This is a genomic window from Streptomyces sp. NPDC005438, from assembly GCF_040606315.1.
In the GTDB taxonomy this organism is placed as follows: Bacteria; Actinomycetota; Actinomycetes; order Streptomycetales; family Streptomycetaceae; genus Streptomyces.
In genome coordinates this window covers 245020-270119 of record NZ_JBEXEP010000005.1, presented here as the reverse complement: position 1 = coordinate 270119, position 25100 = coordinate 245020, and the positions used below count along the sequence as shown (strand labels likewise).

Here is a 25100-nt window from a genome sequence, read left to right as displayed (position 1 = left end):
GTCCGCCACGCGTACGGGACACCCCGGAGAAACCCCGGCCAGGACGCGGCCCACCGAGACCTCAGCGTCCCCCGGCCACCCGCAGTACCGCTCCGGTGGTGTACGAGGCGTCCGGGGACAGCAACCAGGACACCGCCGCGGCGACCTCGGCGGGCTGGCCGGCCCGACCCATCGGGATACCGGGCGCCTGCTTGGCCGGCCGTTCCGGGTCCGCGTGGAAACCGGTCCAGATCACCCCCGGGGCCACGCAGTTGACCCGGATCCCCTGGTCGGCGACCTCCTTGGACAGCCCCATGGTCATCGCGTCCACCGCCGCCTTGGCCGCCGCGTAGTGCACGTACTCCCCCGGGCTGCCCAGGGTCGCCGCGGCGGAGGAGATGTTGACGATCGCCCCTCCCCCACCGTCGGCCATCTCCCGCACCGCCCGACGGGCACACAGCAGGTAGCCCAGTACGTTCACGTCCAGGGCCCGGCGCATCCCCTGGGCGTCGGCCTCGGCGAGAGGTCCGACCGGTCCGCTGACCCCGGCGTTGTTCACCAGTCCGGTGAGCGGCCCCAGGGTGGCCGCGCGGTCGAAGAGGCGTTCCACCGCGGCCTCGTCGGCGGTGTCGACCTCCACCGGCAGGCATCGGCGCCCCACGTCCCGTACCCGCCGCGCCACCTCCTCCGCCGAGGCGGCGTCGGAGCGGTAGCCGAGCACCACGTCGTGGCCGTCCCGGGCCAGCCGTTCGCAGACGGCGGCACCGATCCCCCGGCCGCCACCCGTCACCACCGTCACGGGTTCCATCCCGCCACCACTCCCCTCGCCCGACGTACCGGCACCCTTTCGTCCAGGGGCCCGAGCCAAACCGTACGCAACGGAAAAGTCGCCCACCCAAGGGGTACGAAGCCCGGCGCCACCCCAAGCCCGTTCAGCCCCCGGCCGAACCAGACCACCACCCGGAAGTGGGCCGCCCGGCCGCGCGGTGGGGACAACGGCTCCCGCCGCGCCAGGAAAAGGCCAGGAAAGCGGAAGCCGCCGACGGACAGTTCCTTTTCTACGGTGTGGATCTGGCCGGAGTGGACCTCACCCCGGCCCGGCACCGGGGAGACGTGAGCATGGCCGAATACCGCGATGTCAGAGGACACCTGGACTGCGACTACGAGGACCTCAACCTGATCCGGGAGGTGGTCGCCACCTTCCGCGCCCGGGGCCCGGAGTTCGCCCTCAGCGAGGAACGCGTCCGCCACTACTCCGCCGGCTGGCTGTACCAGCACCACGCGGTCAACTGGGTCGCCCACGCCTTCTTCGGCGCGACCGTACGCCAGGACGGAGTCGAACTGATCCGAGGGCAGCTCACCGAGATCGCCCGCCAACTCCCCCACGTCACAGGGCTGTTCCTGGTCGACGACACCGACCGCGGCCCCTGGGACCACTGGGTGGTCGCCCATGGCCGGATACGCGCCCTGGGCCCCTGCACCGCCATGAGGGCCGAACCATGACCCACCCCCACACCGCCCTGGAAACCCTGGGCCTCAGTCCCGACCCCACCACCCTGGAACGTGTACTCCACCTGCTCGGCGGCCCGCTGAACCTCCCCGCCACCCAACGGCACGCCCCCGCGCGCCTGGACGCCCGCGACCTGCCCACCACCAGGGTGTCCGCCTGGCTACGACGTCAACTCCCCACCACCAGCACCTCCCTGTCGGTCGTGTGGCCCGCCAGCGATGTCGCCGCCACCCTGCCGACGGACACCCTGCTGGGACACCTGCACCTGCTGTGGCTCCCCGTGCTGGGCGACCTGCTCGCCGTCGACGCGGACCACCACCGCCTGGTCACGCTCAGCCGACAGGAGATCGTCACGGTGAGCCCGCTCAGAGGAGAGACCCCCGCCGGAGACGGTGACCCACCGGGAGAGGAGCGACCCGGCTGACGTCGCGTCACGGCTACTTCGTTGTGGGGTACGTGGGGACGGGGGTGCGCTGGGCTGGTCCGGGTGAGGTGGATACGGGTGGGGCCGGGGGTGGGTGAGCCCTGATCACGCCCAGGAGGCCGGAGCGGCTCGGGGAGCGTTCCCCCATGACCACGTCAGCCCTTCGCCCTACGCCCACCCCCTGGGGTACCGAGGGTGCGGTACCCCAGGGAGTGGGGGTGCCTGGCGAGGGCACCGATGGTGCGCTCACGCAACAGGTGGGGTGAGCGGTGGAGGCGGCGGGTGGTCGGGGGGTGTGCCGGGGGTTGTGGGTGATGTGGTTTGCTGCGGCACATGTTGTGACGTCAATTCACCATGAGGAAACGGCAGTTGGCTACGAACTGGCCAGTGACTAAGGTGTCACCGGCCGTCATGTAGTCGTACGCGGTGCCAGTCGAGGGGGAGGCCATGGGGCTGATCGAGGACGAGCGGGGCATCACTCCGCAGCCCATGACAGGGCGAGGACAGGACTACATCCACAAGGAGAGCGAGTCCCTCCAGTCCTTCAAGAAGCGCATCGACAAGATCATCGAGAACCTCTCCGGCAAGGCCCCGGCCAACCCCACCCAGCTCAAGCAGAACACCCTCAACCACGGCTCGTTCGGCTCAGCCCAGTTCCTGGAGGCCACCGACCTCGCCGGTCAGTACGAGAAGGTCCTCCAGCAACTCACCAAGCTCTCCACCGTGTTGGGCCAACAGATGGAAGCCATGGGCATCGCCGTGGACGGCGCCGACAAGGGCTTCAACACCATGGACGACGACACCCGCCGCCGCTTCTGGCAACTCCAGGGCAACCCCGAGCTCCACCGGCCCACCGATGGGGGCGAGGGCAACAAGAAGACATCCGAGGAATTCGGGATCTGAGCAGGGAGTAGGAATGGCAGGCAAGAGCGGCGGGTCCCGTACGAGCTTCGAGGACTACAGCCTCCACGAGCTGATCGAACTGATCGAGGGCGCCAACCACGAAAAGATCGCCACAGCCGCAGCGGCTCTCGCCAACGCCGGCACCCAGATCACCGAGATCGCCACGGAGATCAACACCTACATCGAGAAGGTGAACTGGGAGGGCGAGTCCGGCGACGCGTTCCGCAAGTGGGGCAAGGGGCTGAGTCACAGCACCGTCGCGGTCGGTACCTACGCCAAGCAGTCCGGCTCCATCATGCAGGAAGCTGCCGCGGCCCTCGCCGACCGCAAGGCCGCGATGCCCAAGCGCTCGACCAAGGACACCAAGAAGGGCGAGGAACACCAGGCCGCCCTGACCGAGATCCAGAAACTCTCCCAGGCCTACAACGCGTCCAACGACGGTCTGGCGAACATCGAAGAACCCCGCTTCAAGCCCATGCCCAACGTGGGGATTGAACAGCCCAACCAAAGCGCTGCACCTCCGCAGCCCGGGTCAGCCCAAGGCGTACACGCAACATCGCCTGCCTCGCCCTCGGGACTCGCAGAGCAAAGCGTAGGACCGGCGCAGAAGGAAACCGGGGGAGCTTTTGCCGCAGATCCTGTTAACCGACCTATCACCACGAACCTGGACTCCGTAAGCGCCCCTCCACGCCCCAACGAGGCTGGCCCAGCGCCCATCCCCGATACCGGGCAAGCCCCTCGCCCCAACCCTGGACAGTCGACGGGCTGGCCCGGTGGGTTGCCCACGCCCCCACCAGCGCAACCAGGAGGGACGCCTTCCCCCCGAGCAGCAGGTCGACCGCCGGCAGCGAGCCCGACGGGACGCCCTTCTCAACCCGCCGTGGGACGGCCGCCAACGGGTGGAACAGCCAACCCGGTGGGCCGCCCTCCCTCGAACCAGGGCATGACGGGACGACCGCCGGCAGGCATGTCGCCCTCCCGCCCTGGAGGGGCTGGCACTCCAGGCAGAAGCCCCGTCAACAACGGCATGGTGGGACGCCCGACGAACCCTCCCGGCTCTGCTGGAGGAAGAACACCGACAGGACTCCCGCGAACGGGACGTGACGGCGTGGCAGGAGGCACTCCTCAGCGCACGTCAAGCAGTTCACGAGGAAGTACCCGACTTCCCCAGGGCAACGTGATCGGCCGCTCCGCTCCCGTTTCCCGATCTCAGTTCGCTCCCGCTACACCGCGCCAGCAGGCTCAGCCGCCCGCCCCGCAAAGAGGAGCGCCCTCAGCCGACGGTGTTCTCGGACAACCGCGTGCGACGAATTCCAACCGCCCGTCACAAACCACCTTCACCCGTGGCGGCGCTGGCCTCTCCCGCAACAGTGACCGGGACAACCAAGCGGAGGACAACAAGCCTGCGCGCCCTGCCTACCTCACCGAAGACGAAGAGACCTGGTCACCTCGCACCCAGGGGACGACCCCTCCGGTCATCCAGTAACCGCCTTCGCCCCACACGCTGAAAGTCACCCATGACTCCTCCCCCACCTCGGCGAGTGCTCACCTTTGCCACCCTCGCTACCACTTCAGCACTAACACTGTCCCTTCAAACCTCCACAGCACACGCCGACACCCCACCCCCACAGCCCTACCTCACCACCATGCAGGCCCCCGCCATGTGGAAACACTCCACCGGGGAAGGCGCCACTATCGCTCTCATCGACTCGGGCGTAAGAAAGACAAAGAACCTGGCAGGAAAACTCCTCCCAGGCGGCGACTGGAACACCTCAGAATCAGGCGACGAGTTCGACGACTACAGCGGACACGGAACCTCGATGGCAGAAATAATCGCAGGATCAGGAACAAACGGAGAAATCCGAGGACTCTCCCCAAATGCGAATATCAAGTCCTACCGAGTCGAACTAACACAGAGCGAAGACGAGACGGTAAAAAACCCCGCACTCGACAAAGCAGTAACCGCAGCAGCAAAATCAGAAGCGAAAATCATCAACATCTCCATCGGAGGGCCCTACAACGACAAACTAGAAAAAGCAGTCCGATATGCGCGATCCAAAGGGAAACTCGTCTTTGCATCCGTCGGAAACACCGGTAAAAAAGACAACCCCTACGGCTTCCCCGCCAGACATCCCGAAGTCGTCGGCGTAGCCTCAACCGACGCCAACGGCAAACGATCCAAAACCTCCAGCTACGGCGACTCCGTCGACCTCGCCGCACCCGGAAAAGACGCCCCGATCTGGTGCGACGAAACCTTCACCCGATACTGCAACGGCGACGGCGGCACCAGCGCAGCCACCGCACTCGCCTCCGCATCCGCCGCACTCCTCTGGTCCAAACACCCCAACTGGACCGCCAACCAAGTCCTCCGCGTACTCATCAACACAGCAGGCAAGCCCAAGTGGGGCAAGGTACCGAGCATCTACGGTGGCTACGGCGTAGTGCGCCCCCGCATGAACCTACTGGACAACGAGGGTGACCCCGGTCCCGCCGACACAAGTCCGTGGCCAGGAAAAGCAAAAGCCCGCGGCAAATACGGCACCCCCGACGACAGCAAAACCACCGACAACGACAACCACAAGACCGACGACAAAGACATCGACACCAACCCCCACGACCAGAACCAAGCCACCCACCCCGACACCCCCCACAAAAACAGCAATAACATCCTCTACCTCACCCTCGGAACCACCACCGCCGTACTCCTCGGCGCAGCCGGCGGATACCTCCTTTACCAAAGGCGACGGAGCAGCCCCTGACCTCGGCTAAATGGGCAAGCGCACCTCCCCACCCGCCTTCACACGCCACCCCCGCGCCCCCACACGCTGAAAGTCACCCATGACTCCTCCCCCACCTCGGCGAGTGCTCACCTTTGCCTCCCTCGCTACCACTTCGGCTCTGGCATTGGCTGTTCAAACCTCCACAGCACACGCCGACACCCCACCCCCACAGCCCTACCTCACCACCATGCAAGCCCCCGCCATGTGGAAACACTCCACCGGCAAAGGCATCACCATCGCCCTCATCGACACAGGGGTAAGAAAAACAGCATCACTCAAGGGAAGGGTGCTACGGGGAAAAGATTGGACCAGGAAGCAGGGTAACGAGTTCAAAGACACAGACGGCCACGGAACAAGCATGGCCGAACTGATCGCCGGAAAAGCCAACGGGGTAAAGGGACTCGCGCCAGCGTCAAAAATAATCCCCCACAAGATCAGCCTTAAATCCAGCAAGAAAGAATTGGGAAAGGGGAGCGAAGCCGATCGAGCAATTCGTGCCGCCGCTAATTCCCCAGCAAAGATCATCAACATCTCGCTCGGCGGATATCACACACCCCAACTTGCCGAATCCGTCAAATATGCCCGATCAAAAGGCAAGCTACTCTTCGCCGCCACAGGAAACGACGGCGCAGGCAAAAACTCCTATGAATTCCCGGCCGGCTACCCCGAAGTCGTCGGCGTAGCCTCAACCGATGCCAACGGCAAACGATCCAAAACCTCCAGCTACGGCGACTCCGTCGACCTCGGCGCACCCGGAAAAGACGCTCCTTACTGGTGCGACGAAACCTTCACCCGATACTGCAACGGCGACGGCGGCACCAGCGCAGCCACCGCACTCGCCTCCGCATCCGCCGCACTCCTCTGGTCCAAACACCCCAACTGGACCGCCAACCAAGTCCTCCGCGTACTCATCAACACAGCAGGCAAGCCCAAGTGGGGCAAGGTACCGAGCATCTACGGTGGCTACGGCGTAGTGCGCCCCCGCATGAACCTACTGGACAACGAGGGTGACCCCGGTCCCGCCGACACAAGTCCGTGGCCAGGAAAAGCAAAAGCCCGCGGCAAATACGGAACCCCCGAACTCGCCAACCCCAACCCCGACGACAGCAAGGCCACGGACAACAAGGACAACAACCACCCCGACGACAAGGGCACCGACACCGACCCCCACGACCAGAACCAGGCCACCCACCCCGACAACTCCCACAAGAGCAGCGACAACGCCCTCTACCTCACCCTCGGAGCCACCGTCGCCGTGGTCCTGGGCGGGGCCGGGGTGTACGCGCTGCTCCGCAGGAGGCGGAACCCCTGACCTCGGGGTGCGGGGGGGTGCCTCTATGTCTTTCGTCAAGGTGTCTAGGTCTGGTGTGGGGTGGTTTGGTTTGTTGGGGTCAGGTGGCGGGTCTGACGTTTTTGGGGGTGCGGGGTTCGTAGAAGGTGCCGTCGCGGAGCATCGCGAATAGGACGCCGATTCGTTGTCGGGCGAGACGGAGGAGGGCCTGGGTGTGGGTTTTCCCCCGGTCGCGTTGTTTGTCGTAGTAGGCGCGGGAGGCGGGGTCGGCGTTCATGCAGGCGAAGGCGGATAGGAACATGGCGCGTTTGAGTTGCCGGTTTCCGCCGCGTGGGGCGTGTTCGCCGTGGATCGAGGTCCCGGAGGATTTCGTGGTCGGGGCTAGGCCGGCGTAGGAGGCGAGGTGGGCGGCGGTGGGGAAGCCGGTGCCGTCGCCGACGGTGGCTAGGAGGGTGGCGGCGGTCCTGACGCCGACGCCGGGCATCGACGTCAGGACCTTGGAAAGAGGGTGGGCCTCCGGCAGGGCGTCGATCTGGGCTTCCATCGTCCGGCGTTGGGTGTGGACGGCGGTGAGTGAGGCGGCCAGGGATGGGATCACGATGTCGAGGGTGCCGGTCCCGGGCACGACGACGGTCTGTTCGTCCAGGGCGTCGAAGACGTCGTCGATCAGCCGGGTGCCAATGCGGGGCGCTTTGGGACGGATCGCCTCGACCAGTCGGCGGCGTCCGGCCTTGCGCAGGGCGGCTGGGGAACCGTAGCGCTCCAGCAGCCAGGTGACGGCCTGGTGGTCCAGGCGAGGTCCCAGGACACGTTCGAGGCTGGGGTGGAACTGGGTGAGTAGGCCGCGTATCCGGTTGGAGGTGCGGGTGGCCTCGGCCGCGAGGTCTTGGTCGAAGCCGACCAGGACGGTGAGTTCGGCGGTGATCTCGTCGGTGAGTTCCAAGGAGCGCAGGGTGTGTGGCATGGTCCGCGCGGCGTCCGCGATGACTGCGGCGTCTTTGGCGTCGGTCTTGGCCTCGCCCGGATACAGGTCGGCGATGCGGCGCATCGCCAGGCCGGGTAGGTAGGTGACCTGGCAGCCTGCGTCGCGGGCCACGGTCAGCGGGAGGGCGCCGATGGAGGCGGGTTGGTCCACGATCACCAGGACGGTGCCGAACTTCGTGATCAGTTTGTCGAAGACGGCCCGTAGTTTCGGTTCGCTGTTGGGTATCGGCTTGTCGAAGACTTTCTTGCCGGCCGGAGTCAGGCCGTGGCCGTGGTGGGTGGACTTGCCCACGTCCATGCCGAGGAACACGCCCACGTCATCGGTGTCGAACATCGCACCCTTTCACGGGAGTTGAACGTGCCGGCCTCGGTGTCGGTGTCGTACTCGCGCATCCACGTTATGCAGACCTGCCGCCCGCGAACTGCCCGGCATTGCGCCGGACCGGACGGTGGCCGGACCTCTCATCAGCGTCTCCGACAACACCTCTCGGACCCGGTGACACCACCCCCCAGGTCATGCCTTCGACAGGGGGACACAGTCATGCCGGGCCCAGAGGCCAGCGGCCCTCTTGCAGGACCGCCGAAAACATAACGGGGGCTGGCCGGAATGGTCCGCTGGCCGCTCGGGGTGAGGGGGCCTAGCCTCGGGGGATGCATCTGATCCTGATCCCCGGGCTGTGGCTGGACGCTTCCTCGTGGGACCTGGTGGTGCCGCCCCTTCGGGAGGCGGGGCACCGTACCCACGCGTTGACGCTTCCGGGGATGGAGGGGCCGGCGGCGGACCGTACGGGGGTGACCCTTCGAGACCACGTGGACGCGGTGGTCGGGGTGATCGACTCGCTGGACCCCGGGGAGGGGCGGCCGGTGCTGGTCGGGCACTCCGGTGGGGGTGCGATCGCCCACGCGGCGGTGGACGCGCGGCCGGACCGGGTGGCCCGGGTGGTGTACGTCGCCAGTGAGCCCAAGGGTGAGGGGCAGTGCATCAACGACCAGCTACCGGTGGTGAACGGTGAGGTGCCCCTGCCGGAGTGGTCGTTCTTCGGTTCGGAGGAGTTGGACGGGTTGGACTCCGGGATGCGGGCCGACTTCCGTGCCCGCGCGGTTCCCGCTCCGGTGGGGGTGGTCCGGGACGGGCAGCGTCTGTCGGACGAGCGTCGTTACGAGGTCCCGGCCACGGTGGTGGCCTGTGAGTACCCGAGCGCGATGCTGAGGCAGTGGGTGGCCCAGGGGCATCCGGGGGCACGGGAGTTGGGGCGTATCCGGGACGTGGAGTACGTGGACCTGGCGACCGGGCACTGGCCGCAGTTCAGCAGGCCGGCCGAGTTGGCGCGGGTCATCCTGGCGAGTGTGGACGGCGGCTGATCCCAGGGATGAGCCCCTGTCCGGGGGCCGGGCACGCGGGGGCGGAACCGAACGCGACGGGCCCCGGCGGTGGGAGTCCGCCGGGGCCCGTCGGGGGTGGGTCAGGTCAGCCCACGGCCTTCCAGTGGTCGTACTGGTTGACCATCTCGTAGGTGCGTTCCGGGCACTTGAAGGCGTCGTCGGGCTGGTCGTAGCCGGTGTTGGAGTTGTCCGGGCTGGCCGCCGACCACTGGCCTCCGTTGCGGACGGTGATGTTGGTGGACTCGAAGGTCTGGCCGGCCATGGCGTCGCAGGAGTGGGCACGTCCCTGGTCGTTGGTGCTGGAGTACAGCTCGTAGATGTCCCAGCCGTCGTTGCGGCCCTGGGTGGTGCCGCTCTTGGTGTACAGCTCGTCCCACTGGCCGGTCTCGTGGTTGTACAGCTCGGCGGTCCAGGTGTTGGCGCCCTCGTCGGTGCGCACCACGCGGCCGGTGTAGGCGGGGCTGGAGCCGTCGGTGTACGACTTCACGAACGCGTCGTCGATGGGCACCGAGGCCTGGAAGGAGACGGTCTCGCACCAGTCCCAGGCGGAGACGGTGGCCTGTGACTGGGTGTAGACGGTGACCAGTTCGATGCAGGAGCCGCCCGCCGGGTAGAGGGTGGGGGTGTAGATGGTGGTGCTGCCCTCGGTGACGTTCACCTCGCGGGAGACGCTGTGGGTGGCGCAGGCGCCGTCGTTGCCGTCACGTTCCAGGAAGGCCGTGCCCTGGGCGGGGTGGAGGTCCTCGTTGACGCCGACGTCCTTGCCCGAGGGGCCGGACCGGCCCTTCTGCAGCGGGTGTCGGGGCGTCTTGCCCTGGCTCCAGCCTCGGGCCTCGCGGTGCTGGCGGGTCTGGGCGCCGAGGTCGTCGCTCACCCGCGAGCGGGAGAGCTGACCGGGCACCTCGTCGCCGGAGGAGGCGGCGCCCTCGGTGCACAGGTTGGCCGCCTTGGGGGCGCGGTCGGCGGTGTCGTTACCGGACGAAGCGTTGGCGGTGACGGCGCCGAAACCGCAGGCCACCGCGAGGGCGGTGCCGAAGGCTATGGCTGTCGCCCTGGACTTGAGCCTCTTCATGGCGTTCCTCTGGTCGTGGGGGGAGGTGAGAGGTACCTGAGCACTGTGCGGACACCGTTGCGCTCCGTCAAGGGAGCGGCCGTAACCGGGCAGAAGCGGTACGTTGCCCGGTGGTCGGCGGACCGGCCGGAGCGCGACGAGGAGGGAAGTGGGTTGCCGAACACGGACCGGGAGGCCGGGGCACGGGCGTGGGAACTGGGGCTGGTACGGGGCGGGTTGGCGCCCGGGCCGCTGAACGCGATCACCGACGTACCGGGGATCAGGGTGGGCCACAGTACGGTGCACCGGCCGCCGGAGGTGCACAGCGGGGTGACCGCGCTGGTGCCGGGCGAGGTTGCTCCCGGCCGGCCCGTGCCGGCGGGGTTCTTCTCCGGCAACGGCTACGGCAAGCTGATCGGCTCCACCCAGATCGCCGAACTGGGGGTGATCGAGACCCCGTTGCTGCTGACCTCGACCCTCTCGGCGTTCCGGGTGGCGGACGCCCTGGTCAGCTGGATGTTGGAACGGCCGGACTGCCGGGAGACGTTGAGCCTGAACCCGGTGGTGGGTGAGTGCAACGACGGTTTCCTGTCGGACATCAGGTCCCGACCGGTCGGCGAGCCGGAGGTGCGGGCCGCGCTGGAGGGCGCGCGGTGCGGGCCGGTGGCGGAGGGCTGTGTCGGGGGCGGTACGGGGCTGGGCGCCCTCGGCTTCAAGGCCGGCATGGGCACCGCCTCCCGTCAGGTCACCCTGGACGGTCAGCCGTCAACGGTGGGAGCGCTGGTTCAGGCCAACTTCGGTGGCGTACTGAGGGTGGGCGGCCGGTCGTTCACGCCCGCCGACCTCGGGGTCGGGCAGCGGCGGGAGCCACCCGCCACGGAGGACGGCTCCTGTGTGGTGGTCGTCGCCACCGACGCTCCCCTGGACGCGCGGCAACTGGCCCGGGTGGCGCGCCGTTCGGTGTTCGCGCTGGCCCGGGTGGGGGCGGGGTACGGGCACGGCAGCGGGGACTACGGCATCGCCCTGTCCACCGGTGACGGGCGTCCCGGCGTGGCGGACGGTTCGTTGAACCCGCTGTTCGAGGGGGTGTTGGACGCGGTGGAGGAGGCGGTGCTCAACTCCCTGCTGGCGGCCACCACGACGCTCGGGGTGCGCGGTCACGTCCTGCCCGGCCTGCCCGTGGACCGCCTGCTGGCCCGGGTGCGGGAGCGCGGCTGAGGGCGGGTCGTACCGAGGCTCCCGCCACGTCCCGCGACGGCACGGTGTTTTGACGTGTACCTGTTCGTGGCAGTGTCTTGGGGTGGGGTCGGCTCGCTCGGCGGGAGCCCACGGGAGGGTGGCGGGAACGGGCATGGCGGGAATGAGGCTCTCCGCGCTGGGTGACCGGGACCCCCGGACGCTCGGTCGGTACCAGCTGCACCGGAGAATCGCCTCCGGCGGTATGGGACGCGTCTACCTGGCCAGTTCACCCCGTGAGGATCACGCGCTGATCGCGGTCAAGACCCTCCGCGCCGAGGGGGAGGTCAGCCCGCACTCCCGTCGGCGGTTCGCCCGCGAGGTGGCGCTGGCCCGACGGCTGGACAGCGGCTACACCGCCCGGGTGCGGGACTCCGACGCGCGGGCGGCCCACCCGTGGATGGCCGTCGACTTCATCCCCGCGCCCTCCCTGGCCGAACTCGTACGCCGCACCGGCCCGTTGCCGCCCCGTTCGGTGTACTGGATCGCCGCGGGAGTGGCCCAGGCACTGGTGGCCCTGCACCGGGAGGGGGTGATCCACCGGGACGTCAAGCCGCAGAACGTGCTGCTGCCCCTGGACGGGCCGAGGGTCATCGACTTCGGCATCTCCCACGCCCGCGACCACACCCGTACCGCGACCACCCTGGGCACCATCGAGTACACCTCCCCCGAGCAGGCCAGAGGCGAGGGCTCCACCGCCGCCTCCGACGTCTACTCCCTCGGGGCCACCCTGTTCCACCTCGCGGTCGGTCACCCTCCCTACCCGGAGGCCGAGGACGCCTTCCAGCTGCTGGAACTGGTACGGCACGCCGAGACCCGACTGGACGCGCTGCCGGGCGAGTTGGACCGCCTGGTGCGCCCCTGCCTCCGCCCCGACCCCGAACGCCGCCCCACCCCGGCCGCCCTGCTGGAGCACTGCCTGGGCCGGTTGGGCGGCCCCGCGCCCGACCACCGGGGTCGTAGGTGGCTGCCCAGTCGCTGCACCGGGCTGATTCGCGAGTACGGGCGCCAAGGGCAGGAGTTGCGGCACGCCATCCGTCGCGAGGAGGCGCTCAGGGACGGTGCCGAACAGCCCGGTCCACGGCGCCCCCTGCTGCTGGCCGGGGTGGGCGGGGTGGACTCGGTCGTACGGAGCGAGGCGGCTCGGCTCACCACCCGGTTCCACGGCCTGCTCGACCCCCGGGGGCGGCGGCGCCGCGAACGGGAGGCCGAGGAGGCCGAACGGCGGCGCGGGGAACGGGAGCAGGAGCGGCAGCGGCTGGAGGCCGAGCGGCGACGTCAGCGGGAGGAGGCGGAACGTCGGCGGAAGGAGCGGGAGGCCCGGCGGAAGGCGGCGGGACAGCTCAAGATCGTGACGGCCGTGGTGGTGTTGGCCCTGGTCGTGGGCGGACTGGTACTGCTGGACCACAAGCCGTGGCAGGGCGGTACGCGGGAGCCGGCCGCCGTACCGGACAACCCCACCAACACCGCCCCGGCCGAGGTGTCCAGCGGGCTCACCCGGGGCAGCCCCGGCGGCCTCACCAAGGACTCCGACCCCTCCCCGGACGCCACCCACCGCGCGTTCCAGGCCATCCGGGCCGGTGACTGCCTGACCGCCCACAAGGACGGCTACGGCGAGTGGAACCACCCGGTGCCCACCAAGGTCACCTGCGGCGCCTCGCACGCCTACGTGCTGGTCACCTCCGCGCGGAACGGTTCCGCCGACTGCCCCTCGCAACGGGGCCGGACCTCGTGGCGCAACATCTCCCCCGAGGGCAGCGTCACCCTCTGTCTGACCCGGCAGTTCCGCGCCGGCCAGTGCTTCCTGGCCGGTGGGGAGAGCGGCCGGCCCGGTAGCGCCGACCTGCTGACGGTGTGGGACTGCCAGGCGTCCGAGATCCCGAGCGAGTACGCCTACGTCATGCGGATCACCGGGGTGGTCTCGGCCGACGCCCGGTCCTGCCCGGGCGACTCCGGTCGCACCCAGTACGTGTGGCGCGTCTACCAGAGCGGTTCCAAGCTGTGCGCGGAAGTGGCCTGAACTCGGCGCCCCCGCCCCTCGGTCGCCCCTCCCCGAGGGACGACGGCCCCGCCCCACCCCGAGGGGCGGCGCCCGCCACGGACCGTCAGCACCGAGGCGGGGCCACCGTCACGGCTGGCACCGACCTCGCCGAACAGCGGGGGAACAGCAGTCCGTTGACCCTGGGTCAGGGGCCGGTGTCAGCCCCGTGGAGGGCCACCTTCCGCCAGTTATCCACAGGGTCCCCACGGTGGGGTTCCTCCCGCTACCTTCATAGAGGGGACAATGCACCGACGAGGGCTGACAGTTGAGGGCGAGGGGACCAGCGGCATGAGCATGGGCGGCGACGGGTACGAAGGGCGCGCGAGCGGGGACTCGGGCGACACCCGCCACACGCGTACGCGCCTGCCCGAGGACGAGGACTACGGCACCCGTCCCCCGGTCCGACCCGGCCGCAGCCTGGTCACGGTCGTCGGGGTGGTGGTCCTGCTCATCGCCGCCATCGCCTTCGCCAACAGCTCCGACGGCGGGGGCGGCGAGGGCAAGAAGGGTTCGGACGCCAAACCCACCGACCCCAGCGGCCAGAAGCCGGTCAGCAACCCGCACACCAAGGTCGCCTCGGGTTTTCCCCGGTCCGAGAAGGGCGCGGAGAGCGCGGCCGTCAACTACTCGGTCGTCCTGGGCTCCGCCGACATGTTCGACGGGAAGAAGCGCCCGGGCATCATCGACTCGGTCTACACCCCGAGTGCGTTGCGGTCCCAGAAGAAGGAGATCGACGAGGTCTACTCCGACCCCGACTTCCTCAAGCGCATCGGGCTGGACGCGGACGGGAACCCACCGGCCGGCTCCGACTTCATCTCCCGGGTCAACCCGGTTGGCACCGATGTGGAGGAGTACAGCGGCGGTAGAGCCACCGTCGCCGTCTGGTACTCCTCGCTCTTCGGTATAGCCGGTGAGGACTCCAAGACTCCGGTGAGCGAGAGCTGGTACACGACCACCTACGAGATGCGCTGGTCCGGCGGCGCCTGGAAGGTCCACAAGTTCTCACAGAAGGACGGCCCCGCACCTGTCGGCCGAGACCAGAAGGCCTCGTCAGCGAAGGAGATGGCGGAAGCGGTCAAGAAGTTTGGAGGCTTCACCTATGCCCGGTAGTCGACGCCTGTCCGTGGCCTCCGTACTCACCGCCACGCCGGCTCTCTTAGTGTTCACGGCACCCAAGGCCGCGGCGGAGCCGGGCGACAGCCCCTGCGACCTGATCCGAGGCCCCGCCAAGCAGTACTGCGAGCAGAACGGCGAGGATTCCGGCGGGAGCAACGGAGGGGGGTCACCGGAGCCCAGTGACGCCCTGGACCCGGTGGCCGCCCTGTCCAAGCGGTTCGCGGAGGCGGCCTCCTGGCTGATCCGCAAGCTGTCCGACCTGGTGGAGTCCACCACCACGGTCGACTTCACCAACGCCGCCTTCCTCCGGCAGTACGCCGTGGTGTTCGCCGCGTCCACCATCCTCACCCTGGTGATCTGGCTGCTGGCGGTGACCAAGCGCGCCATCCGTGGTGTGCCACTGACCCAGGCCATCGGAGAGGCCGTCGGCTTCCTGTGGCTGACGGTGATCGCCTCCGCCTTCACCCCGCTGATCCTCTACACCGTGGTCGCGGCCACGGACGCGGTGACCAAGGCGATCGCCTCGGGCACCGGCGGAGAGACCGACTCCTTCTTCGGCACCTTCGCCGAGGCCCTGGAGAAGGGCAACAACATCGGTGGCGGCCCGATCATGCTGATCGTGGTCTCCCTGATCTCGATCATCGCCGCCGGAGTGCTCTACCTCGAACTGGTCATCCGCGCCGCCCTGTTGTACGTCGGCGCCCTGCTCGGCACCGCCGTCTACGCCGGCCTGGTCGACAAGAACCTCTGGGGCCACGTGCGCCGCTGGGCCGGCCTGATGATCGCGGTGATCCTGGTCAAGCCGGTGATCATGATCGTCCTCGGCCTGGCGGGTGCCCTCAACGGCGACGAAGAGGGACCAGGAGCCTTCTCCGCCGTGGTGTCGGGGCTGGCCATCATCCTGCTGGCGATCTTCGCCTCCGCCATGATCTACCGCTTCGTGCCCGGATTCGGTGACGACATCCAGGCCCACCGCTCCGCCAGCCAGTCCGCGGCCCGGGGCGCCACCGCCGCGGTGTCGTCACCGGCCGCCCTGGTGTCCGCCGGTATCAAGACCCACAGCGCCCGGGGCGGTGGCGGCGAGTCCAGTCCGGCCCGCTCCAGCGGGGGCGGCAACTCCCGCCCCTCCAACCCGGTTTCCGGTGGGGTGGCCGCACACAGTGGCCGCAACAGCGACCCCAACCGCCGCCCCCCGCAGCCCAGGCCCGCCGAACGTACGGGCGCCAGCCGAGGACGGGGTGAGCGGCGGTGACCATCCCTCACACGTCCGCCCCCCGGCGCACGTACATGATCGGCCGGGCCCGACCGAACGCCATCGTGGGCAAGAACCGGGAGACCGGCGAGATCGCGCTGATCGTCTTCGGGGCGTTCCTGGGGATGATGAGCGGGTTGCTGGTGCCCGTGCTGTCCGTCCGCATCCCCCTGCTGCTCGGCTTTCCCGTGCTGGCGCTGGCCGCCGTCTATGTCCCGTACAAGCAACGCACGTTCTATCGGTGGTTCGAGATCAGACGCTCCTACAAGCGCCTGCTGAAACGCGGCGCGACCTATCGTTCCTCCGCCGCTGAGGCGGGTACCCGTATCGACGGTGAGGAGGTCGAGATCGGCCCCCCTCCGGGTGTGGGTCGGATCAACTGGCTCTCCGCACCGTTCGGACCCGACGAGATCGCCGTGCTGCTGCACGCCGACCGCCGCACGGTCACCGCCGCCATCGAGATCGAGGGGCCGGGGGTGGGGCTGCGGGACAGCGAGGACCAGGAAGCCCTGGTCGACCGCTTCGGCACCCTGTTGAAGCACGTGGCCAACGGCGACGGCTTCGTGACCAGGATCCAGATGCTCGCCCGCACCCTGCCGGCGGACCCGGACGCCCACGCCAAGGACGTCGAGGCCCGAGGGGCCTCCGACGCCTCCCCCTGGCTGATGGAGTCCTACGACCAGTTGCAGTCCATGGTGTCCACCTCCAGCGAGCAGCACCGCGCCTACCTGGTGGCCTGTATGCACTACGGGCGTGAGCTGGCCGCGGAGGGCGCGACGATCGCCAAGGCGGCACGCACCCGGGGGCGCCGCAAGGTGACCAAGGACGAGGGCCTGGCGATCGTGATGGCCCGCGAACTGACCGACATCTGCGCCCGGTTGGCGGAGGCGGACATCAGGGTGCGCCAGCCACTGGGGCAGGCCCGGCTCTCCTCGCTGGTCCACTCCATGTACGACCCGGACCACCCCATCGACCACATCCAGGCGATGAGCAAGCGGAACGCCTGGCCGGCCGAACTGGACGCCACCGAGCCGACCTTCCTACGGGCCAAGACCCGGGAGTCCGACACCCGGTCGCCGTGGTGCCACTCCACCGCCTGGGTCAAGGAGTGGCCGATGACCCCGGTGGGCGTGAACTTCCTCGCCCCCCTGCTGGTGCACACCCCGGACGTGATCCGCACCGTCGCCGTCTGCATGGACCTGGAACCGACCGAGGTCGCCATCGAGCGGATGCTGACCGAGAAGACCAACGACGAGGCGGAGGCGAGCCGGGCCGCGAAGATGAACCGGACCGTCGACCCCCGGGACGTGGCCGCCCACGGCCGGGTGGACCAGCGAGGGGAGGACCTCGCCTCGGGAGCCGCCGGGGTCAACCTGGTCGGCTACATCACCGTCTCCTCCCGCAACCCGGAGGCGCTGGCACGGGACAAGCGCACCATCCGGGCCTCGGCCGGCAAGAGCTACCTCAAGCTGGAGTGGTGCGACCGGGAGCACCACCGGGCCTTCGTCAACACCCTGCCCTTCGCCACCGGCATCCGACGGTAGCGAACTTCGGCCCGACACCTGCTCCGCCCCCGCGACCACACCGGCCGGGGGCGGACCCGTATACGCCGCCCCCGAACCGACACCCGCTGGCTGCCCGCCCACGGGGCCGGGGACGAACCGACGGCTGGCCCACCACCAACAGGCGGGCGCCACCAGCCTGTTCACCCCGGGGGACGGGACCCGCACACCAGCCGCCAGCACTTCAGCGGTCGGCAACCGACCGTCAACGCACCCCCGCACCCCCGCACCCCCTCCGCCCCTCGCCAGAGCCCGCCGGCCCGAGGGCTGGCGTACAGGTGTCCCGCACGCCGGTCCACCCTCTCCCTCCACTCCCCTCCACTCCCCCAGCTCCTCGGGAACCCTTGGCCGGAACTCACCACGACCTGGCAGGAGTTGGCCTACGGTCAGGTGACGTTTTGCCACCCTCACCCACCGCGTACTCCGTGAACCAGTCGAGCGGGCCCGGCGGACAGGGAAGGACGGACCACGACAGGAGCGCACGATGCGGCGTAACCGGCACACCCCGGCGGAGATCAACACCGGCGAGGCCCACTCGGCCCGCGTCTACGACTACATCCTGGGCGGCAAGAGCAACTACGAGGCGGATCGGGCCGCCGGTGACGCCATGGTGCAGGCCTGGCCCTCGTTGCCCGTGCACATGCGCGCCAACCGTGCCTTCATGCACCGGGCCGGCGCCTACCTGGCCCGCGAGAAGGGGGTACGGCAGTTCCTCGACATCGGCACCGGACTGCCCACGCCACCCAACCTGCACGAGGTCGTCCAGGAGGTGGAGCCCACGGCGCGGATCGTCTACGTCGACAACGACCCCATTGTCCTCAACTACGCCGAGGCCCTGCTCACCAGCGGACGGCAGGGCCAGACCGCCTATGTCGAGGCGGACATGCGGGAGCCGGAAGAGATCGTCAACTCACCCGAGTTCCAGGAGACGCTCACCCTCAACGAGCCGGTCGCCCTGATGATCATCGGCATCCTGCACTTCATCCACACCAGCGACGACGACCACGGACTGGTCCGTCGTCTCCTCGATCCGCTGCCCCCGGGCAGCTACCTGGCCGCCACCATCGGCACCGCCGACTTCGCCCCCAAGGAGGTGGGACAGGTCGCCGCCCTCTACGAGAGCGAGGGGATGCCCATGCAACTCAGGGACCACTCCGAGGCGTTGACCTTCTTCGACGGCCTCGAACTGATCGAGCCCGGAGTGGTACAGGCACACCACTGGCGACCGAACCCCGGGGATCAGCCGATCGACGACCGGGACGTGGCGATGTACGGCGGGGTGGCCCGGAAGCCGTAGCCCGAAGAGGACCCGGCCGGCCCCGGTCTCCCCGGCTTCCCGGCTTTCTGCACCGCCCGGATCACGGACCGCGCCGTGCGACCACCCCGACGACGCCCCCCCAAGGACGCGTCCCACAGAGGTGCCCGGCACCGTCTCTCTCCCCCTCCCGGGAGACGAACAGGCCGGAGGACAGGGGCCGTTGTGCCGTGATCGATCCCCCGGGTCCGGGCCAAGGGCACGGCCCCGGGGTGTGCCGTTCGGATCACCGCGAGGCTCAGGTGCGGCGTCACCTCGCGCCCCGCACCACGCCGCGTTGTCGCCGTAGGTCGTCGTAGGTCGCCGACGCACTGCATCGCCCCCTACGTCGTGCTCTGTCTCCTCGCGCACCACCCCGGGACACACCCACCGATCTCCCAAGACCCAGACGACACACCTCAGTTGAGCCAGCCCGTGGTGGGCCGGCCAGGGCACCGGCTGAAGGTGGGGCCGCACCGCCCGAGCGTCCCGACCACTCCGACCGCCTCCCCACGGCACCCGCCCACAGGTGGGCCCGGGCGTGCCCCCGGGCTTCCGCCACCCGGGCCCCGGGCCCGATTCCTCCCGACCCGACGCGGCCCCGAGGCGTCCCGGACACGGTTCGGGAGCCACGGGGAGGCGCGGTGGGGCCAGGGGGCGGGTGGCCGCGCGCCGGGTGTACGCGCCCACACACCGTCCGTGCGCCGTGAAGCCGTGGGCTCAGCTTGGGCTGGAGCCCCGAATGCTGCGATCCTTGGGGAATGCCGCACCGACCAGTGAGGGGCCACTCCCGGACTGGGCGGTGCGCGGTGAACCGTCCGCTGCGATGGGGCGCCCACCACGCGGAGCCCGTACACCCGCCTCCGCCCCTGACGGGGCAACGAGGGCGCGAGGGTGCCGAGTTCGGCCGGGCCAGGCACACTCTAGGCAGGCATCAGACAGGCGCGCACACAGGCATCCCGGAGGTAGCCGCGCATGGCCGCACTTGATCCGCTGACCGCGATCACGGACGCCTTCACCAGCTTGGTCTTCGGAAAAGCCGAGACCACCCGGCTCCCGGTACGCACCTCGACCGGGCAGGCGCAGGCGGTCTACCTACCCACCGCCGCCCCGGGACTGGGCGACTCCGGGGTGATCATCGGGCGCGAGGTCTACAGCGGCAAGGGCTACATCTACGACCCCTTCCAGCTCTACGGCCAGCAACTCCCGGCCCCCCACTGGCTGGTGCTCGGGGAGTCGGGCAACGGCAAGTCGGCGTTGGAGAAGACCTACGTACTGCGCCAGCTGAGGTTCCGCGACCGACAGGTGGTGGTGCTGGACGCCCAGGGCGAGGACGGCGTCGGCGAGTGGAACCTGATCGCCGAGGAGATGGGCATCACCCCCATCCGGCTGGACCCCACCGCCGCCCTGGACCAGGGCATACGCCTGAACCCGCTGGACCCGTCGATCACCACCACCGGCCAGTTGGCCCTGCTGCGCACCATCATCGAGGTCGCCCTGGGCCACGGCCTGGACGAACGTTCCGGCTTCGCCCTGAAGGTGGCCCACTCCTACGTCAACTCCACCCTGACCGACCGGCAGCCGGTGCTCACCGACATCGTGGAGCAACTGCGCCACCCCAAGCCGGAGTCGGCCGAGGCGATGAACGTGGCCCTGGACGACGTACGGGCCTGGGGTCTGGACGTGGCCCTGGTCCTGGACCGGCTGGTGGACGGTGACCTGCGGGGCATGTTCGACGGCCCCACCACGGTGGGCATCGACCTGGACGCTCCGCTGATCGTCTTCGACCTCTCCCACATCGACCGCAACTCCATCGCCATGCCGATCCTGATGGCCATCGTCGGCGTCTGGCTGGAGCACACCTGGATCCGCCCGGACCGCAGGAAGCGGATCTTCCTGGTGGAAGAGGCCTGGCACATCATCAACAGCCCGTTCGTGGCGCAGCTGTTCCAACGGCTGCTGAAGTTCGGCCGACGGCTGGGGCTCTCCTTCGTGGCCGTGGTGCACCACCTGTCCGACGTGGTGGACGGCGCCGCCGCACGGGAGGCCGCCGCGATCCTTAAGATGGCCTCCACCCGCACCATCTACGCCCAGAAGGCGGACGAGGCCCGGGCCACCGGAAAGGTGCTCGGGCTGCCGCGTTGGGCCGTGGAGATCATTCCCACCCTCTCCCCCGGTATCGCCGTGTGGGACGTCAACGGCAACGTCCAGGTGGTCAAGCACCTGGTGACCGAGGCCGAACGTCCCCTGGTGTTCACCGACCGCGCCATGACCGAGTCGGCGGAGTCGGACCTGAACGTCGAACAGGACCTGGACGCCGAGTTGGAGGCGGAGGCCGAAGAACGCGCGCTGGCCGCCGAAGGGGCCCGGGGGCCATGGGGGATGGGCTCGCCGCCCCCCGGCCCGGCCGGCCCCCGGGCGGGGCTGGCCTCCGGTGGCCCGCGTCCCGGTGCCCCCGGTGCGGGCGGTGCCGGGAGCCGGCGCTCGGCGCCGGGGCTGCGACGTGCCCCCGGTGCCTCGGGTTCGGCGACCCGAACCGGAGCCGGACCACGGGGAGTCGGCCCCGAGGGCGGCGGGCGGGGGTTGCGGCCGGTGCGCCCCTCGCAGGCGGTGCCGCCCGGCCACCCGAAGCGGTACGGTCCACGGCGCGGTGAGGGCACGCCCCCGCTGGCGCCCGGCGCCGCCTACGAGTCCCCGGCCCCCGAGGAGCCGTACGGGGGCGATCACGGCGGTCCCGGCGACCATCCGCCCCGTCCGGCGACCCCGCTGCCTGGTGCCCCCGTCGCGGACCCCGGTCCCCGGGGTGGGCGACCGCCGGTGGGGCCCGAGGGGTGGGGCAACCTGGACCCGGAGGCCTCGGTGGACGACTGGGTGTACGGGGAGCCGGAGCCGGGGGCCGCCGAACGGGAGGGGGACGGTACCGAGGTTGACCTGGGCCACGACCTCGACAGTGGCCGGTACGATGCCTCCCACCTGCGACGACACCCGTACCGGGACGACGGGTACGACGGCCCGTCTGGCGGCTCCTCACCAACTCCCTGAACAATGCCGTGATATGGCGCACGACAAAGATCCCTCCTCCCCAGGACGCCCCGCGCGCGGGCCCGCCCGGCGCTCCGAGGGCGGGATTCCCGACGGTCTGCTGCTCGCGCTGCTCGGCTTCCTGCTCGGGCTGACCCTGATGACCTGGACGGCCGCGGGGCTGTCCGGTCTGTTCGCCCACGGGTCCTGGCCCTCGGGCCTGTCCTTCACCCGGACCCCGCTGGCGCTGCGGGAGTTGATGTCCGAGCCCCATGACCTGGCCGGCGCCTGGCCGGACGTGCCTCCGAGCGAGCTGTCCGGGTACGGGCTGTTCTGGGGCATCCTGGTCAGCCAGATCATGGTGCTGATCGTGCTGACGGTCTTCGTGCTGGGCACCGTGGCGAGGGCCCGGGAGGTGCGGGCCCGTCGTCGCCGGCAGGAGGCCGAGCGGGAGCGCGGGGCCGCCTCCCCGCGTACGGGGGACCCGGGCGAGGGCGGCAAGGGCGCGGCGGTGGAGCGGGACGGCGCACCGGGCATCCACTGGGACCCCCAGCCTCCGGTGGGCCTGGGTGGTCCGCTGAACGAGGAGGAGTTGCGGGAGCTGCGGCGTCGGCGCGCCGAGGAGGACCCGACGGGGGTCGAGGACCAGCGGCGCGCGGGCGCACCGGAGGGGTCCGCGACCGACCGTGGGCCGGCCCGGCCCGCTGACCTGGACGACCTCCGCTCCCCGGCCACCGGTACCGCCTACCGTTCCGAGGCCGGCCCGGGCGGCGAGTCGGGCGACGGCGCCCCGGCGGCCGGTGGGACGGCCGGTGAGGGTGGCCCGCCCGAGGGGGCCGGCGGTACGGGCGGGGGCGCGCCGGTCGCGGGCCGGCCCCTGCCCTGGGGGCGGCGGGCCCATCTGCCCGGTCAGCGGCGCGGCAGCAGTGACGGCATGTCAGCCGCCGCGGTACCGGCTCCCCGTACGCCGCCCGAGGAGTGGGGCGCGGGCGTGGTCGCCGGGGAGGGGGCTCGGGCCCCGGGTGGCGAGCGGGAGCCGGGCCCGGTCGAGCGGATCCTGGACGCCCCCGGTCCGGTGCTGGTGCTCAGTGGCGACCCGGAGGTGTGGGCGGAGACCAAGGGTGCCCGGGCCAAGTTGGGGCCGGTGCACGTGTTCGACCCGGGGCACCTGTGTGACACCCCGGCCCGGCTGCGTTGGTCGCCCGGCAGGGGCTGCCAGGACATGGACGTCGCCTGTGCTCGGGCCAAGTCGCTGCTGGCGCCGGTGCGTTCGTCCCGTCCCGTCGACGAGGCGCTGACCAACACCGCCGAGACCCTGCTGCGCTGTTGGCTGCACGCGACCGGTCTGGCCAACCGCCCCTTCCGTGACCTGCACCGCTGGGCGGCCCAGCTCGACAATCCGCCGACCGACCCGGTACGGCTGCTGCGTACCCACTCCCGCGCGGCCTTCGGTGCCGCCGGCGAGTTGGAGGCCACCATGGCCGCCCACCCGGAACGTCGGCGGGAGGCACAGGAGGTGATCCAGCGGGCCCTGTCCCCGCTGTCCCAGCTCCACGTCCGCAACGCCTGCAACGCGGGGCGGGCGGACCGTATCGCTCTGGACTCCTTCGCCGGTGAGGGCGGCACCCTCTACGCCATGGCCGGCCCGGAGGTGCCCGGGGTGCTGCCGCTGGTCCTGGCTCTGGCGCAGGCGGCGGTGACCGAGGACCGTGCCCAACGGCCCGGCGGCACCGGGCCGTTCGACCTGCCGTTGACTCCGGTACTGGACCTGGGGTCGCTGCCCCAGTTGGAGGGCCTGACCAGCAACCCGGTCCACGGGCTGGGGACGCTGCGTCAGCGCGCCAGCGGGGGCTGAGCCGGGGCCCGGCCGGCTCCGCCGGCTCGGCCCGGGCGGGGCTACCGGGTGACCACTCCGGCCCGTCGGGCCTCGGCGAGCCAGTCGGGGAACTCGGACACCAGCCGCTGGAAGAAGTCCGCGTCGGTGAAGGCGCGGGGGTTCTGGCCGACGGGGAAGAAGCCGGCGTTGTCCAGGACCCGCTTGTGGGGAACGGGCAGTTCGTCGAGCTTCCGCAGGAAGTCGAACTGCCGGTTGTCGGTGTCGCCGAAGCCCACGAACTGCCAGAAGATCGGCAGGGTGGCGGCCTCGCAGAGGACCCGTTCGGCCTCCTTCCGCGAGGAGGGCCCGCCGTCGGTCTGGAAGATCACCAGGGCGGGGTCGGTGGAGTCGGAGGCGGTGTAGTGGTCGATGACCGCGCGCATGGCGATGTGGTAGTTGGTGCGGCCCATGTGGCCCATGGAGTCGTGGAGTTGGCCGATACGGCCCCGGTAGGCGTCCACGCTGACCTCGTCCACCCCGTCCACCTCGGTGGAGAAGAACACCACCGGCACCACCCCGTCGTCGTCCAGGTGGGCCGACAGCCCGAGGGCCTGCTCGGCCAGGTGCTGCACGGAGCCGTCGCGGAAGTACGGGCGCATACTGCCGGAGCGGTCCAACACCAGGTAGACGGCGGCCCGTTGGCCCTGGAGGCCCAGGTGTTCCAGGGAGGCGCCGGCGGCCTTGTAGAGGTTGACCAGTCCGGGTGCCCGGGCGGTGAGCTTCTCCAGGCTCACCGCCGGCCCGCGAGGGGTGGTCCGGGGACGCTTGGTGTAGTCGATGGCCATCGGTACCTCCCAGGGGCGGGCTCGTGGGGACACCGTACGCCGACGTGACCCCAACCCCCGGCTGGCCAGCGGAAGTTGGCCAACCGGGGGCGACCAGCCAGGGGCCAGCCGGGCTCAGCGGGGTGCCGGCCTACCGGGAGGCGGTGGGCGCCGGGGCGCTCAGCCCTCCACCCGGTCGCCGCGCCTCAGTTCGGAACCGGGGGGTACCCGGGCCGGGTCGTCGCCGAGTTCGACCACCGCGTTGCGCTCGTCCACGAACACCACCCGGGGGGTGAGGGTCTTGACGTCGTCGTTGTGCACCTGGGCGTAGGCGATGACGATGACCAGGTCGCCGGGGCTGATCAGCCGGGCGGCGGCGCCGTTGATGCCGATCACCCCGGAGTCGCGGGGCCCCTCGATCACGTAGGTGGACAGCCGGGCGCCGTTGTCGATGTCGACGATGTCGACCTTCTCGCCGGGGAGCAGGTCCGCCGCCTCCATCAGGTCCGCGCTGATCGTCAGCGAACCCACGTAGTGCAGGTCAGCCTGGGTCACCGTGGCTCGATGGATCTTGGACTTCATCATCGTCCGGTACATCACTCACTCCTCCTGGGCCGTCCGGGCGTGGGGATC

The 25100-nt window shown here is 70.1% G+C and carries 18 protein-coding genes and 1 pseudogene; 14 read left to right on the top strand and 5 right to left on the bottom strand.

Annotation, left to right across the window (positions count from 1 at the left end; translation table 11 throughout):
- Positions 1-61: 61 nt before the first annotated feature.
- Positions 62-787, bottom strand: coding sequence for an SDR family oxidoreductase (locus ABZT14_RS13400; RefSeq protein ID WP_356300774.1), 726 nt, complete (start codon positions 785-787; stop codon positions 62-64).
- A 305-nt stretch (positions 788-1092) separates the two neighbouring features.
- Here ABZT14_RS13400 and ABZT14_RS13395 point away from each other — a divergent pair, with 305 nt between their 5' ends.
- The 5 genes from ABZT14_RS13395 to ABZT14_RS13375 all read left to right on the top strand — a co-directional run bounded on the left by ABZT14_RS13395 (position 1093) and on the right by ABZT14_RS13375 (position 6908).
- Positions 1093-1482, top strand: a complete 390-nt coding sequence (locus tag ABZT14_RS13395; RefSeq protein WP_356300771.1) for a hypothetical protein — start codon at positions 1093-1095, stop codon at positions 1480-1482.
- Complete coding sequence (locus ABZT14_RS13390) at positions 1479-1913, top strand: hypothetical protein (protein ID WP_356300768.1); 435 nt, start codon at positions 1479-1481, stop codon at positions 1911-1913. The genes ABZT14_RS13395 and ABZT14_RS13390 overlap by 4 nt, the downstream gene beginning before the upstream one ends.
- Before the next feature lie 426 nt (positions 1914-2339).
- On the top strand, positions 2340-2816 hold the full coding sequence (locus ABZT14_RS13385; protein ID WP_356300765.1) for a hypothetical protein: 477 nt from the start codon (positions 2340-2342) through the stop codon (positions 2814-2816).
- Between the two features lie 1661 nt (positions 2817-4477).
- Positions 4478-5575 carry a S8 family serine peptidase gene (locus ABZT14_RS13380; RefSeq protein WP_356300762.1) on the top strand — a complete coding sequence of 366 codons (1098 nt, stop codon included), beginning with the start codon at positions 4478-4480 and terminating at the stop codon, positions 5573-5575.
- 223 nt (positions 5576-5798) lie between these two features.
- The gene (locus tag ABZT14_RS13375) at positions 5799-6908 is read left to right on the top strand and encodes a S8 family serine peptidase (RefSeq protein WP_356300760.1); all 1110 of its coding nucleotides are present in this window, start codon (positions 5799-5801) and stop codon (positions 6906-6908) included.
- Positions 6909-6987: 79 nt separating this feature from the next.
- Here ABZT14_RS13375 and ABZT14_RS13370 read toward each other — a convergent pair whose 3' ends face one another.
- Entirely contained in the window at positions 6988-8205 is a 1218-nt protein-coding gene (locus ABZT14_RS13370) for an IS110 family transposase (protein WP_356300757.1), read from the bottom strand.
- Positions 8206-8522: 317 nt separating this feature from the next.
- On the opposite strand from ABZT14_RS13370, the gene ABZT14_RS13365 reads away from it, so the two are divergent.
- Positions 8523-9233 carry an alpha/beta hydrolase gene (locus tag ABZT14_RS13365; RefSeq protein ID WP_356300754.1) on the top strand — a complete coding sequence of 237 codons (711 nt, stop codon included), beginning with the start codon at positions 8523-8525 and terminating at the stop codon, positions 9231-9233.
- 106 nt (positions 9234-9339) lie between these two features.
- Here ABZT14_RS13365 and ABZT14_RS13360 read toward each other — a convergent pair whose 3' ends face one another.
- Entirely contained in the window at positions 9340-10326 is a 987-nt protein-coding gene (locus tag ABZT14_RS13360) for a hypothetical protein (RefSeq protein ID WP_356300751.1), read from the bottom strand.
- A 153-nt stretch (positions 10327-10479) separates the two neighbouring features.
- Here ABZT14_RS13360 and ABZT14_RS13355 point away from each other — a divergent pair, with 153 nt between their 5' ends.
- The 8 genes and pseudogenes from ABZT14_RS13355 (at position 10480) to ABZT14_RS13320 (ending at position 23682) form a co-directional block, all read left to right on the top strand.
- Positions 10480-11523 carry a P1 family peptidase gene (locus tag ABZT14_RS13355; protein WP_356300748.1) on the top strand — a complete coding sequence of 348 codons (1044 nt, stop codon included), beginning with the start codon at positions 10480-10482 and terminating at the stop codon, positions 11521-11523.
- A 133-nt stretch (positions 11524-11656) separates the two neighbouring features.
- A complete protein-coding gene (locus ABZT14_RS13350; RefSeq protein WP_356300745.1) occupies positions 11657-13561 on the top strand; it encodes a serine/threonine-protein kinase in 1905 nt (634 codons plus the stop codon).
- Between the two features lie 309 nt (positions 13562-13870).
- Positions 13871-14692, top strand: a complete 822-nt coding sequence (locus ABZT14_RS13345; RefSeq protein ID WP_356300742.1) for a hypothetical protein — start codon at positions 13871-13873, stop codon at positions 14690-14692.
- Positions 14682-15950: a hypothetical protein gene (locus tag ABZT14_RS13340; protein ID WP_356300739.1), complete on the top strand. Its 1269-nt coding sequence runs from the start codon at positions 14682-14684 to the stop codon at positions 15948-15950. The genes ABZT14_RS13345 and ABZT14_RS13340 overlap by 11 nt, the downstream gene beginning before the upstream one ends.
- 35 nt (positions 15951-15985) lie before the next feature.
- Entirely contained in the window at positions 15986-17494 is a 1509-nt protein-coding gene (locus tag ABZT14_RS13335) for an SCO6880 family protein (protein ID WP_356301250.1), read from the top strand.
- 502 nt (positions 17495-17996) lie between these two features.
- Positions 17997-18809: an SAM-dependent methyltransferase gene (locus tag ABZT14_RS13330; protein WP_356300736.1), complete on the top strand. Its 813-nt coding sequence runs from the start codon at positions 17997-17999 to the stop codon at positions 18807-18809.
- Positions 18810-19781: 972 nt separating this feature from the next.
- A pseudogene (locus tag ABZT14_RS13325) lies at positions 19782-21155 on the top strand (ATP-binding protein); the annotation flags it as partial.
- A gap of 706 nt (positions 21156-21861) precedes the next feature.
- Positions 21862-23682 (top strand): hypothetical protein, encoded by a 1821-nt coding sequence (locus tag ABZT14_RS13320; protein WP_356300733.1) that lies wholly within the window; start codon positions 21862-21864, stop codon positions 23680-23682.
- Between the two features lie 41 nt (positions 23683-23723).
- Here the strand turns inward: ABZT14_RS13320 and ABZT14_RS13315 are convergent, their stop codons facing one another.
- Together ABZT14_RS13315 and panD are read right to left on the bottom strand one after the other, a co-directional pair.
- The gene (locus ABZT14_RS13315) at positions 23724-24488 is read right to left on the bottom strand and encodes a VWA domain-containing protein (RefSeq protein ID WP_356300730.1); all 765 of its coding nucleotides are present in this window, start codon (positions 24486-24488) and stop codon (positions 23724-23726) included.
- Between the two features lie 159 nt (positions 24489-24647).
- The gene (gene panD, locus ABZT14_RS13310) at positions 24648-25064 is read right to left on the bottom strand and encodes an aspartate 1-decarboxylase (protein ID WP_356300727.1); all 417 of its coding nucleotides are present in this window, start codon (positions 25062-25064) and stop codon (positions 24648-24650) included.
- Positions 25065-25100: the final 36 nt, after the last annotated feature.

What these genes read in the sequence shown, in the direction of transcription:
- ABZT14_RS13330 (WP_356300736.1), top strand. Translation starts at nt 17,997, where the DNA reads ATGCGGCGTAACCGGCACACCCCGGCGGAGATCAACACCGGCGAGGCC.
- ABZT14_RS13380 (WP_356300762.1), top strand. Translation starts at nt 4,478, where the DNA reads ATGTGGAAACACTCCACCGGGGAAGGCGCCACTATCGCTCTCATCGAC.
- ABZT14_RS13365 (WP_356300754.1), top strand. Translation starts at nt 8,523, where the DNA reads ATGCATCTGATCCTGATCCCCGGGCTGTGGCTGGACGCTTCCTCGTGG.
- ABZT14_RS13335 (WP_356301250.1), top strand. Translation starts at nt 15,986, where the DNA reads ATGATCGGCCGGGCCCGACCGAACGCCATCGTGGGCAAGAACCGGGAG.
- ABZT14_RS13375 (WP_356300760.1), top strand. Translation starts at nt 5,799, where the DNA reads ATGTGGAAACACTCCACCGGCAAAGGCATCACCATCGCCCTCATCGAC.
- ABZT14_RS13360 (WP_356300751.1), bottom strand. Translation starts at nt 10,326, where the DNA reads ATGAAGAGGCTCAAGTCCAGGGCGACAGCCATAGCCTTCGGCACCGCC.
- ABZT14_RS13315 (WP_356300730.1), bottom strand. Translation starts at nt 24,488, where the DNA reads ATGGCCATCGACTACACCAAGCGTCCCCGGACCACCCCTCGCGGGCCG.
- ABZT14_RS13345 (WP_356300742.1), top strand. Translation starts at nt 13,871, where the DNA reads ATGAGCATGGGCGGCGACGGGTACGAAGGGCGCGCGAGCGGGGACTCG.
- ABZT14_RS13400 (WP_356300774.1), bottom strand. Translation starts at nt 787, where the DNA reads ATGGAACCCGTGACGGTGGTGACGGGTGGCGGCCGGGGGATCGGTGCC.
- ABZT14_RS13390 (WP_356300768.1), top strand. Translation starts at nt 1,479, where the DNA reads ATGACCCACCCCCACACCGCCCTGGAAACCCTGGGCCTCAGTCCCGAC.
- ABZT14_RS13370 (WP_356300757.1), bottom strand. Translation starts at nt 8,205, where the DNA reads ATGTTCGACACCGATGACGTGGGCGTGTTCCTCGGCATGGACGTGGGC.
- panD (WP_356300727.1), bottom strand. Translation starts at nt 25,064, where the DNA reads ATGTACCGGACGATGATGAAGTCCAAGATCCATCGAGCCACGGTGACC.
- ABZT14_RS13320 (WP_356300733.1), top strand. Translation starts at nt 21,862, where the DNA reads ATGGCGCACGACAAAGATCCCTCCTCCCCAGGACGCCCCGCGCGCGGG.
- ABZT14_RS13350 (WP_356300745.1), top strand. Translation starts at nt 11,657, where the DNA reads ATGGCGGGAATGAGGCTCTCCGCGCTGGGTGACCGGGACCCCCGGACG.
- ABZT14_RS13340 (WP_356300739.1), top strand. Translation starts at nt 14,682, where the DNA reads ATGCCCGGTAGTCGACGCCTGTCCGTGGCCTCCGTACTCACCGCCACG.